The organism is Clostridium sp. (assembly GCF_047718555.1).
Classification (GTDB): domain Bacteria; phylum Bacillota; class Clostridia; order Clostridiales; family Clostridiaceae; genus Clostridium_I.
On the sequence record NZ_JBDNRK010000003.1, the window covers coordinates 85,957 to 98,208 of the forward strand.

Sequence of the window (12,252 nt, forward strand, 5' to 3'; positions counted from 1 at the left end):
AGTCAAAGATGCGACGAATATTTTGAATCATACAAGGAAACAGGTTCTGATGATAGTTGAGCTATCTGAGGGTTCTGTTGACGCAGTAGGATTCAAAATAGGCTAGCATACTGACTTAGTTATTTTTTGAAGATGCCTAAGTAGTATTTAATGAGGTGGATAGCTTGAAATATCAGAAAGTGCAAATTAAATTAGATAATCCACTTACTTTTTTAAAGTATTTTAAAAATGAAGAAAATTTTTCCTTTTATAATCCATTGAAAAAGGAATTTATTCTTGGGGCAAAGCGTTTAAAAGCCTTGACTTTAGAGGAAAGTTTAAAGGATTATCCATATATTTTTTCATCAAGAACCTTCTTTAATTCTATCAAAGATGAAAAGTGGTCAGGCATTGGAAATGAAAATATAGCATTTGAATATTATTTGATTGTAAAGGAAGATATACAGACGCTTTATTATTTAAAAGATTTTGTTGAAATTGAAAATATAAAGGTGGAAATTTGCAGACATTCTTTCAGATATGAAATAGATGACTATAATTCTTGGGAGCAGCTATTTTATGCTGCTCATAATGCTATATTGAATAAACAATTAAATAAAGTTGTTATTTCAAGAGAAATTAAAATCAAGAGCGATGGGTTAATAAATATAGAAAGTATTTTACAAAACCTTTTGAAGCAGAATGAAAGTAGTTTTATATTTTCATATTGTAAAGGTGGAAAAACTTTTCTGGGTGCAACGCCTGAAATTTTGATTCAAAAAGAAAAAAATAATATTTTAAGCTATGCCTTAGCTGCTACTGTTTTGCGGAGCTATAAAGAGGATGAGAGTGAAGAGAAAAGATTGCTAAGGGATACAAAAAATCGTCATGAACATCAAATCGTCATTGATTCAATAGTTAATTCCATGAGGAATTTTACAGATGAACTAATAGTAGATGAAACAAAGATTTTGGAACTTAAAAATTTATATCATTTACAAACTTGTATTCATGGAAAAAATACAAGCAGAACTCTGCATCAATGGGTAAAGCTGCTTCATCCTACACCTGCATTAGGAGGAAATCCTGTAAATAAAGCATTGGAACTTATTAAAAGATATGAAAAGCATGAAAGAGGTCTGTATGCGGCACCAATAGGAATAATAGATGAAAATGGAGATGGGATTTTTGTAGTAGGAATACGATCTGCGCTTATTGAAAAAAATATAGTCTATGCATACAGCGGCTGTGGTATAGTGGATAAATCAAATTGCGAAAGTGAATATATTGAAACTACAAATAAATTGAAAACTATAATTGAAAGTTTATCCGATGATTATCTGCTGTAACACTCGACTTTAAAAGTTGGATAATAGCGATATGTCATTGGGTAATTTAATCTAAACTTAGTTGGCGAATACAAATTGCCACTAAGTTTAGATTTATGGATAGTTGAAAGGGGAAAGAAATGACAAATTATATTGCAGCTTTAGTTGATGAATTATATGAATTAGGTGTTCATGATGCTGTAATCAGTCCTGGATCACGTTCTACGCCTTTAGCATATTTATTTTGGGAGCATAATTTTAATAATTTTGTGAATGTTGATGAACGATCTTCTGCCTTCTTTGCACTTGGAATTGCAAAGGAGCATGAAAGACCGGTGGTATTAGTCTGTACTTCAGGTTCAGCGGCAGCGAACTATTTACCTGCAATTGTAGAAGCAAAATATTCAGGAGTGCCATTAATTGTTTTAACAGCTGATCGTCCATTTGAATTGCGTAATTTTGGTGCACCACAGGCAATTGATCAAAATAAAATATTTAATAATTTCACTAAGTATTATGAAGAATTACATTTACCAGAGGAAAATGAAAATATGTACCGTTATGTGCGTGTGGTTATGCAAAAGGCATATTCAAATGCTATGTCAAAAGAATATGGTGTAGTCCATATTAATGTACCACTTAGAGAACCTTTAATCCCGGAGTTTAAAAAGGTGGATTTTACTAAAGGAAGATTTGAAAACAAATTTGAATATATAGAAGGTGAAAACCAAGTTATTTTTGAACCTTCAATTCTTAAGAATAAGAATGGTATTATCATTTGTGGGGGAGATGCCTATTCAAATTATCATAAGGAAGTTATAAAACTAGGAGAACGATTAAAAGCACCTGTATTAGCAGATCCAATTTCCAATTTTAGAAATTATTCAAAAGATATCATTGTTGATAGCTATGATGCTTTTTTAAAAAATGATGATATTAAAAGAGAATTGAAGCCTGAGTTTATCATTCACTTTGGGCAAGTGGCTGTATCAAAACGCCTTCAACAATTTTTGTCTATGCATAAAGATGCTCTATACCTACAAGTATCTGAAACATTTTACTACCATAATCCAGCTCTGTCTACGAAAAAATATATTGTTTCATCACCAAGAGCGTTTGCTCAGTGTATTTCTATAGAAAATAGCAACATAGCTTACTTATCTAAATGGCTAAATTATCAAAATCAAATGCGAAAACAATTAAACACTGCTAAAGATGAGATTAACTTGTTTGAAGGAAAATTAATTCAAAGTATGCAAAATATGCTCCAAGATGGAAGTAGATTAGTTGTTTCAAATAGCATGGCAATTCGTGACGTAGATTATTTCTTTGAAGCACGGAATCAAAGTATTAAGATACTGTGCAACAGAGGGGCAAATGGAATAGATGGTATTATCTCCACTGCGCTTGGGATATCTACATCAAATAAACCAACGGTATTGTTAACTGGCGATTTATCCTTTTATTATGATTTAAATGGATTGTTAATTGGCAAAGCTCATAATTTAAATTTAATTATTTTGTTGTTGAATAATAATGGCGGAGGTATATTTAGGTATTTACCACAAAGTAAAGAAAAGAATTTTGATTATTTATTTTTAACCCCTCATGATATAAACTTTGAAGGTATAAAAACTTTATATGATGTAACATATTATAAGGCAATTGACTATAAATCATTTGAAAATGCCTTTAATGAGTCATTGATTTTAGATGGAATTAAGCTTATTGAAGTGAAAATTGATTCTGAGTTAAGTAAGATGCTTCATGATAAATATACAACTCTGTAAAATAAGTTATTATGGATATGAATCTTTTAGACTTAGAAAAGTTTATGTATTTATATTTAATGTTATATGGATTCATAATAGCTCCATAATTGAGCAGTACAATGAATATATAAAGAAAAAATAATTATGGAAGTGATATAAAATGAAAAATAAAATTGTGGTTTTAATAATATCAGGTGTACTTGTAGTTGGTAGTATTTCAGTTGCATATGCAAAGGGAAGAAACAATATAAGTTACAATAATATTAGTAGACAAATGATGAGTGCACAAAATATAGGATATCAATCAAATGATAGCTTTAATAATATGATAAAAATAATGCAAGATAATGGTTTTAGTGATGAAGCAAAGGCTATGCAAAATAGGGATTATAATGCTATGAACAAGTTTATGAATAATTTAAATAATGCTGATTATAAAAAGATGATTGATATAATGCAAAACAACGGATATGGATCTATGGCAAGGATGATGGAATCTGTAGGCAAAGACAATATGACAAAAATGCATCAGGACATGATGGGAAGATAATATTGTGATTTATTAGTCATGTTAAAAGAGTAATAACTATTTCTCTTTTGACATGACTTTTTTAATGCTGATAAATGTATGAACAATAAAAAATTATGCAAATAAACCTTTATTTTATATATGACACTTTACTTTCATTTTAAATAAAGATAAAATAGAAGCAGTTAAATTTAATTGAAATTATAATTAAATTTAACTTAAACGTAAAAATAAATTAACTATTTCATAACTTACAAATAGTCATCATTAGTATATGATACTAGTAGATAAATGTCATTTATTATCTATGGAATTATAAAAATATTAAAGGAGTGTTACTATGAAAATCAGCAGAAGAGACTTCCTAAAGTGGTCTGTAGCTACCGCAGTAGCTTTAAATCTTGATTTAGATATGGGTAAGGTTAATACTGTACTTGCAGCAGAAACAGATCCTCCAGTTATTTGGTTAAATGGAGCAGGATGTTCAGGATGTACCATATCAACATTAAATGTTACTAATCCAACAACTATTGATGATGTACTTTTAAACAAGATAAGCTTAAAGTACGCTACTACGCTTATGACACAGTCAGGAGACTCTGCAATACAGACTCTTGATCAAGCTGCAAATACATACAATGGACAATTTATACTTGTAGTTGAAGGTGCAGTACCAACAGGTGCCAGTGGAAACTATTGTATAATTGGTGAACAAAATGGCTCACCATTAACAATGCAGCAGGCTTTGTTAAATTATGGTCCTATCGCTAAATATGTAGTTTCAGCAGGAACTTGTGCATCTTTTGGAGGGGTACCAGCTGCTAGCCCTAATAATACTTCTTGTCAATCTGTACAAACAGTATTAAGCGGAAAAACTGTTAATCCTGTAATAAACCTTTCAGGTTGTCCAGTTCATCCAACAGTTATCATTCAAACTTTATTAAATTTAATATTAACAGGAATGCCTAGCCTAGATGGCAATAATAGACCTAGTGCATACTATGGAAGCACTATTCATGCAAATTGTCCTAGAAAAGGACAAACTCAAGTATCCCAACCTGGAATATATGGATGTTATCATGCTTTAGGCTGTAAAGGACCTGGGTGTCAAAATGTATGTCCAACAATGAAGTGGAATAATGGAATGAATTTTTGCACTCAGGCTAACTATCCATGTATAGGATGTTCAAATCCAAGCTTCCCTACAAATCCATTAAACCCACTATCAACAGGCTAAAAACAATAAAAAAGAAGTGATGGGACATCAGTAGAATTATTGGGAATAGTGTACTCCTTCCGCTTATGTGCAGGATGTTCAGTATACGTAATGTCACTTTAGGGAGTAGAAATGTCTAAGTTTATAGTACAACCTTTAAGGATTTAATTATAAAATATAAATATAATAAAAATTATAATTATATTTAACTTTAAATTAAAGATAATTTAACCATTCCATAACTTATGAATAGGCAGCATTATATATCATAGTAGTGGGTGAATGCTATTATTAGGTAAAATAGGAAAATATAAACTTGTATTTTTATATTTAATTCGGATAACAATGTTAACCCATGAATGGAATTATAAAAAAATTTAAAGGAGTGTTACTATGAAAATTAGCAGAAGAGACTTTCTAAAGTGGTCTGTAGCTACAGCAGTAGCTCTAAATCTTGAATTAGATATGGGTAAAGTTAATACTGTACTTGCAGCAGAAACAGATCCTCCAATTATCTGGTTAAATGGATCTGGATGTTCAGGATGTACCATATCAACTTTAAATGTTACTAATCCAGCAACTATTGATGATGTACTTTTAAACAAGATAAGCTTAAAGTACGCTACTACTCTTATGACAGGTTCAGGAGATTCAGCTATGGAAACTCTTGATCAAGCTGCAAATACTTACAATGGACAATTTATACTTGTAGTTGAAGGTGCAGTACCAACAGGTATAAGTGGTAATTATTGTATAATTGGGGAACAAAATGGTTCACCCTTAACAATGCAGCAGGCTGTATTGAAATATGGTCCTATGGCTAAATATGTAGTTTCAGCAGGAACTTGTGCAGCTTTTGGAGGAGTTTCCGCAACTAGTCCTAATAGTACTTCCTGCCAATCAGTAAAAACTCTTTTAAGTGGTAAAACTACTAAGCCAGTTATAAACCTTGCAGGATGCCCAGTTCATCCAACTGTTATGGTTCAAACATTACTTGACCTTATATTAACAGGAATGCCAACAATAGATACTTACAATAGACCAACTAAATACTTTGCAAGCTCTGTTCACAGCAAATGCCCTAGACGTAGTGCTGGAGATGCAAATCAGCCAGGTGTATATGGATGTTACGAAGAAATAGGATGTAAAGGACCAGGATGTAATAATGTGTGTGCTACTATGAAGTGGAATAATGGTCAAAGTTGGTGTGTATTATCAGATTATCCATGTATAGGCTGCGCAAATCCAACTTTCCCTACAAATCCATTGTTAAGTAGTGGCGATTAATAAATAAAAAAGAAAGGGATGAAATAGATGAGTACTATAGTATTAGATCCAATTACAAGATTAGAAGGACACTTAAAAATCAATGTAACACTTGACTCAAATAATAATGTAACAGCGGCACAGGCTTCAGGAGGTCTTTACAGAGACTTTGAAAATATGCTTTTAAATAGAGTGCCAAAGGATGCAGCATTTTTAACACAGAGAATATGTGGACTATGTCCAGTTTCACATGCTATATCTTCATCTAAGGCAATAGAGCAAGCTGGTGGCTTCACACCTACTTTGCAGGGGCTTCTTTTAAGAGATCTTATTCAGGCTTCAAATTTTATATCAAGTAATATATTGCATTTCTATCATTTAGCGTTAATGGATTATGTTCAAGGACCACAAATGTCCCCATGGACACCAGGATACAGCCAGGATTATAGATTTAATTCAACAGATAACCAAAATCTGGTTAACAATTATGTAACTGCACTATCAATAAGAAGACAAGCTCACGAAATGGGAGCAATATTCGGTGGAAAGCTTCCACATGTTGCTAACATTGTACCAGGTGGTGTAACTGCAATACCATCTTCAACAGATATAACTAATTTCAAGAATTATTTAACTACAATAACATCCTTTATTACAAATACATATCAAGCGGATGTTAACAAGTTAGCTTCAACTTATAGTGATTACTATAGTGTAGGTGCTGGTTATGGTAATTTAATAGCTTATGGTGTATTTGATACAAATACTACTGGAGGCAAGTTATTCCCAGCAGGTACAGTAACTAATGGAACAGTAGGAAGCTTTAGTCAGACTAATGTAAAAGAGTATGTAGGACATTCATGGTATTCCTCACCATCAGGAGTAAATCCAGCTAGTGAGACTACAACACCAAGCTACGGAAAATCAGGAGCATATACTTGGCTTAAGGCACCAAGATATAGTGGACAACCTTACGAGGCAGGTTCATTAGCAAGAACTTGGGTAAGCGGAGATTATAGACATGGTGTATCAGTTATGGACAGACATATGGCAAGATATACTGAAACAGCTAAGATAGCAAGCAATATGAATACCTGGATAAATCAGATAGTAACTGGTACAAATGGATATACAAATATAGGAACTCCAACTTCAGGAAGTGGAGTAGGTTTAACAGAAGCACCAAGAGGAGCTCTTGGACACTGGGTATCTGTATCAAGTTCTAAAATATCAAAATATCAGATTATTACACCAACATGTTGGAATGCTTCCCCAATGGATGACAGCGGTAATGTTGGTCCAATAGAAAAGGCATTAATAGGAACTCATGTTACTGATACAACTCAGCCAGTAGAATTACTAAGGATAGTGCACTCCTTCGATCCATGTACAGGATGTTCAGTACATGTAATGTCACCTGAGGGAGTAGAAATGTCTAAATTTATAGTACAACCAGGAGTTTAATTATGAAAGATACTGTCATCCTTGGAATAGGTAATATACTTTTAAAAGATGACGGTGTAGGAGTCTATACAATAAGAGAGTTAGAGAATGAAAAGCTTCCATCTACTATAGAATTAGTAGATGGAGGTACTTCTACACTGGATACATTAAGTTATTTTCTAGATTATAAAAAAGTAATTATTGTAGACTGTTTAAAAGCTGGATATGAACCTGGTACTATATATAAGATTAATCCAGAAGACATAAAAAGCTATAAAAGTGAAAATTTATCTATACATGATGTTCAAATTTTGGATGTAGTCAAAATAGCAAATATGTTAGGTAAGTTTCCTAAGGTTACAATATTCGGAATAGAGCCTGAAAAAATATGTTTAGATACGGAAATGACAGAAACTATGAAGAATAAAATACCTGAAGTTATAAAACTTCTTAAGATGGAGTTAGATCTTAAAGAAAAGCAAGAAAATGTAAGTTAGGTGATAAATATGCATGAAGTTTCAATCATGGAAAATACAATAAATATTATTTCAGAAAAGGCTAAAGAAAATAATCTAAAGAATATATCTAAAATTACTATAAAAATTGGAGAACTTTCTGGAGTAATGTCTGATTCATTAATATTTGCATTTAACAGTTTATCTAAAGGAACTATAGCTGAAGGTGCAAAGTTCTTAATAGAGAAAGTTGATGCCACAGCTATGTGTGATGACTGCGGTATTACATTTGAAATAGATCATTTTAATAAATTATGTCCAAATTGCAATAAGTTTTCAACTAACATTTTAAGTGGATATGAACTCTATGTTAATACAATTGAAGGAGAATAAAGAATGAGTGAAATTAAGGTAGTAACAAATATACTTCAAACCAATGATGAAATAACTGCACAGAATAAAAAAATATTAGATGAAAAAGGCATATATGTAGTCAATTTAATGAGTTCACCTGGTTCGGGTAAAACTTCAATACTTGAAAAAGTTATTTCAAAACTTAAAGATGATATAAAAATTGCAGTTATAGAAGGGGATATTTACACAACAAAGGATGCAGAGAGAATTGAAGCACAGGGAGTACCAGTTGTACAGATTAATACAGGTGGAGCCTGCCATTTAGATGGAGATATGATTAAGAATTCTCTAAATTCATTAAACTTAGATGAGGTTAATCTGCTTGTTATAGAAAACGTAGGTAATCTTGTGTGTCCAGCTGAATTTGAGATTGGTGAGGACATAAAGATATGCGTTTTAAGTACTACTGAAGGAAATGATAAACCACTTAAATATCCGCTGATGTTTGAAAAAAGCAGCGCAGTTATTTTAAATAAAATAGATTTAATGCCATTTACTAATTTTAATATAGAAGAATTTTATAGAGACGTAAAATCTTTGAATGCTAATACTATCACCTTTGAAACAAGCTGTGTAAAAGATGAAGGATTAGATGAATTGTGTGTATGGCTGAAAGACAGGATTATTGAGAAGAGAAAGTAATAAAATTTTAAATATAAATATATATTTTAGGAGGTAAAATATCATGCCAAGAATAGGAATTCCAGAATTAATTGTTATTTTAGTAATAGCTTTAGTGGTTTTCGGACCAGGAAAGCTTCCAACAGTAGGAAAATCAATAGGAGAGGCAATTAATGAGTTTAAGAAAGCTTCGACTGAAATTACCAAAGGAAGTACTACTGAGGGTGACGCTACTGTAGCAAAGGCAGAAGAAAAGGTAGAAGAAAAGAAAGCAGAGTAGTTAGAGGTATATTATGATAAAAAGTGAACAAATCGTTGGTTTTGCAAAGTTGCTGGAGAAATTTAGAAAGATAATAATAACAATGCTTGTCATTGTTATTATTGCTGCTTCACTTATGTATTTTGAGGCTGATTTTATAATAGGTATTTTAGAAAAGCCTATTCATGGAGTTAATTTATACTTTATGGCGCCAGCCGAAGGAATAATGGTGAAAATGAAGATTGCCTTTTTAGGTGGCATAGTAATTTCATTTCCCTTTATAGCATATTTATTAATTTATCAAACAGGCTCAAAATTAACTGTAAAAGTAAGAAGGATCCTTTATTTTTTTGTAACTCCAGTTGCAGTATTACTTTTTATTGGTGGAATTTTATTTGGATATAAGCTATTACTTCCTTCCACAATTGGTTTTTTGATGAGTTCTGGAAATGAATTTATGAAAGCAAATTTGTCTGGAGATAATTATTTTTCTTTTATAGAGACTATACTTTTAGCTGTAGGTCTAATTTTCGAGCTTCCATTGGTTTTAATAGCCTTATCCAGAATAAATATTGTCAATTCTAAAATGTTAAAGGGAAAACGAAAAATTGCTTTGATGGCTTCGCTTATAGCTGTAGCATTTATAGCACCTTCACTAGATGCTATGACTTTTGTTTTAGTAACCTTACCAATAATAGGATTATATGAAATAAGTATTTGGTGTGTATATTTATTAGAAAAGAGTGATAAAAAGAAGCAATCATCTAAACTAGGGGAAAGTGCTTAAATGTCAATATTAGAGGTGAATATATGACTAATGAAAATATAAAAGATATGTCCGTGGTAGATCATCTTAGTGAGCTTAGAAAGAGATTGATAATTGTAATAATAGCAATAGCTGCTGCTACTGGAGTTATGTATGAGAAAGCTCATTATTTAATTAAATTTTTAATGCTGCCTCTAGCTAAATTTAAATTGGAACTTGTATATTTTTCTTTAACAGAAGGTTTTATGACTAGAATGGAAATATCACTGTTCGCTGGGGCTATAATTGTAAGTCCGGTTATATTATATGAATTGGCTGCTTTTGTTAACCCGGGATTGTCTAAAAAAGAGAAAAGTCTAGTATATAAAAATTTATTTTTTATAGCAATTTTACTTATTGCTGGCATGGCTTTTGGATATATATTGGTACTGCCCTATGCTCTTAGTTTTTTAATATCCTATGGACAAAATTACATGAATCCACTGCTTTCAGGCAGTACATATTTCAATTTTATTGGTATTTTTTGTTTCTTTACTGGAATCGTATTTTTGATTCCATATATAATTATACTTTTGGGTAAGTTGTCATTAATAAATTCAAAACGTCTTAGAAAGTGTAGAAAGTATATTATTATAGCTATACTGACCCTTGAAGGATTATTTATTTCCAATGCAGGCTTAATTACTTGCATACTTGTTGCAGCTCCTGTACTGATATTATATGAGATCAGCATATGGATTGTTTATTTTACAGAAAAAAGGATAGAAAAGAAAAAAAGCAAAAATTAATGCATTAATATTGGAGGGATTAGTATGTGCTTAGCCGTTCCAGGCAAGGTTTTAAAAATAGATAACTACAAAGGTGTTGTAGAAATAGGAAATATGCAAAGAGAAGTATTTATGCACCTTATTCCAGATATAAAAGTGGGACAATATGTTTTAGTTCATGCAGGCTGCGCAATTGAAACAATTGATGAAGAAGAAGCAGCAAAAACTCTGGAAATAATAAAGGAGCTGTCAGAGAATGAAATATGTTGATGAATTTAGAAATGGAGATTATTCTAAAAGCCTGGTAAAACTAATACAAAATATTACTGATAAAAAAATAAATATAATGGAGGTATGTGGTACCCATACTATGGCTATATTTAGATATGGCATTAGAGATATACTTCCAAGCAACATAAATCTTATTTCTGGACCAGGATGTCCAGTTTGTGTTACTCCACAAAGTTATATTGACACTGCTTTAGAACTGACATCAAATAAGGATGTTATTATTGCAACTTTTGGGGATATGATAAGAGTACCTGGAAAGAAAACTTCTTTAATGAAAAGAAAAGCAGAGGGTGCTGATATCAGGATTGTCTATTCACCGATGGATGCATTGGTATTGGCGCAGAACAGTCCATTAAAAAAAATAGTTTTTCTTTCAGTAGGATTCGAAACAACAACACCCATGACAGCTGTAACGGCTATAGAGGCAAGAAAGCAAGGGGTTAAAAATCTATTTTTCCTCACCGCCCATAAGATTGTACCACCAGCTATGAGAGCTCTTGTAGATGACAAGGAACTTAATATCAGTGGTTTTTTACTTCCAGGTCATGTTAGTGCTGTTATAGGTAAAAAACCTTATGAATTTTTAAGCAGTGAATACAGTATACCTGGAGTTATAACTGGCTTTGAACCTTTAGATATACTTAAGGGCTTGAATACACTTATAAGCATGATAAATAATAGGGATTATAATATAATAAATGAATATAAAAGGATAGTACGAAATGATGGAAATTCTCAGGCTATAGAGTACTTACACAAAGTTTTTGAAGTTAGTGACAGTACTTGGAGGGGAATTGGTACTATTCCAAATAGTGGATATACATTTAATAAAGAATATGAAGAATTTGATGCAATAAAGCATTTTAATATAGAGTATAAGGAATATGATGGCAGTCCGGGCTGCAGATGTGGTGACATACTTAAAGGAAAAATAACTCCACTTCAATGTCCACTATTTAAGAAGGCGTGTACACCAGAAAATCCTGTAGGTTCTTGTATGGTATCCTCTGAAGGCACCTGTGCAGCTTACTATAGGTATAATAGTTAGAAGTTGGCTAATACAATTGTTTAGGTACTACATATGTATAATGCAAAAAAATAATAAACTATTAAATTTATAAGTATTTATTAAAAAACTTAGGAGGG

Annotated in this window: 14 protein-coding genes; all 14 read left to right on the top strand. The window is 31.7% G+C overall.

Annotated elements, in window-relative coordinates; translation table 11 throughout:
• Nucleotides 1–164 precede the first annotated feature (164 nt).
• The 14 genes from ABF633_RS02085 (at nt 165) to hypD (ending at nt 12,154) form a co-directional block, all read left to right on the top strand.
• Nucleotides 165–1,328: an isochorismate synthase gene (locus tag ABF633_RS02085; RefSeq protein ID WP_415521534.1), complete on the top strand. Its 1,164-nt coding sequence runs from the start codon at nt 165–167 to the stop codon at nt 1,326–1,328.
• A gap of 119 nt (nt 1,329–1,447) precedes the next feature.
• Nucleotides 1,448–3,097 carry a 2-succinyl-5-enolpyruvyl-6-hydroxy-3-cyclohexene-1-carboxylic-acid synthase gene (gene menD / locus ABF633_RS02090; protein ID WP_415521536.1) on the top strand — a complete coding sequence of 550 codons (1,650 nt, stop codon included), beginning with the start codon at nt 1,448–1,450 and terminating at the stop codon, nt 3,095–3,097.
• A gap of 142 nt (nt 3,098–3,239) precedes the next feature.
• Nucleotides 3,240–3,629, top strand: coding sequence for a hypothetical protein (locus ABF633_RS02095; protein ID WP_415521538.1), 390 nt, complete (start codon nt 3,240–3,242; stop codon nt 3,627–3,629).
• 319 nt (nt 3,630–3,948) lie between these two features.
• On the top strand, nt 3,949–4,845 hold the full coding sequence (locus ABF633_RS02100) for a hydrogenase small subunit (RefSeq protein WP_415521540.1): 897 nt from the start codon (nt 3,949–3,951) through the stop codon (nt 4,843–4,845).
• Nucleotides 4,846–5,217: 372 nt separating this feature from the next.
• Complete coding sequence (locus ABF633_RS02105) at nt 5,218–6,111, top strand: hydrogenase small subunit (RefSeq protein WP_415521542.1); 894 nt, start codon at nt 5,218–5,220, stop codon at nt 6,109–6,111.
• Between the two features lie 27 nt (nt 6,112–6,138).
• Nucleotides 6,139–7,554 carry a nickel-dependent hydrogenase large subunit gene (locus ABF633_RS02110; RefSeq protein ID WP_415521544.1) on the top strand — a complete coding sequence of 472 codons (1,416 nt, stop codon included), beginning with the start codon at nt 6,139–6,141 and terminating at the stop codon, nt 7,552–7,554.
• Between the two features lie 2 nt (nt 7,555–7,556).
• Nucleotides 7,557–8,030, top strand: a complete 474-nt coding sequence (locus ABF633_RS02115) for a HyaD/HybD family hydrogenase maturation endopeptidase (protein ID WP_015614972.1) — start codon at nt 7,557–7,559, stop codon at nt 8,028–8,030.
• A gap of 9 nt (nt 8,031–8,039) precedes the next feature.
• Nucleotides 8,040–8,381 (top strand): hydrogenase maturation nickel metallochaperone HypA, encoded by a 342-nt coding sequence (hypA, locus tag ABF633_RS02120; RefSeq protein ID WP_015614973.1) that lies wholly within the window; start codon nt 8,040–8,042, stop codon nt 8,379–8,381.
• 3 nt (nt 8,382–8,384) lie between these two features.
• Entirely contained in the window at nt 8,385–9,044 is a 660-nt protein-coding gene (gene hypB / locus ABF633_RS02125; protein WP_415521547.1) for a hydrogenase nickel incorporation protein HypB, read from the top strand.
• 43 nt (nt 9,045–9,087) lie between these two features.
• A complete protein-coding gene (gene tatA / locus ABF633_RS02130; RefSeq protein WP_415521548.1) occupies nt 9,088–9,303 on the top strand; it encodes a twin-arginine translocase TatA/TatE family subunit in 216 nt (71 codons plus the stop codon).
• A gap of 13 nt (nt 9,304–9,316) precedes the next feature.
• Nucleotides 9,317–10,069: a twin-arginine translocase subunit TatC gene (gene tatC / locus ABF633_RS02135; protein WP_415521549.1), complete on the top strand. Its 753-nt coding sequence runs from the start codon at nt 9,317–9,319 to the stop codon at nt 10,067–10,069.
• Nucleotides 10,070–10,092: 23 nt separating this feature from the next.
• A complete protein-coding gene (gene tatC, locus ABF633_RS02140) occupies nt 10,093–10,836 on the top strand; it encodes a twin-arginine translocase subunit TatC (RefSeq protein ID WP_415521551.1) in 744 nt (247 codons plus the stop codon).
• Between the two features lie 24 nt (nt 10,837–10,860).
• The gene (locus tag ABF633_RS02145; protein ID WP_415521553.1) at nt 10,861–11,085 is read left to right on the top strand and encodes a HypC/HybG/HupF family hydrogenase formation chaperone; all 225 of its coding nucleotides are present in this window, start codon (nt 10,861–10,863) and stop codon (nt 11,083–11,085) included.
• On the top strand, nt 11,072–12,154 hold the full coding sequence (hypD, locus tag ABF633_RS02150; RefSeq protein WP_415521555.1) for a hydrogenase formation protein HypD: 1,083 nt from the start codon (nt 11,072–11,074) through the stop codon (nt 12,152–12,154). Before ABF633_RS02145 ends, hypD begins: the two co-directional genes overlap by 14 nt.
• Nucleotides 12,155–12,252 lie beyond the last annotated feature (98 nt).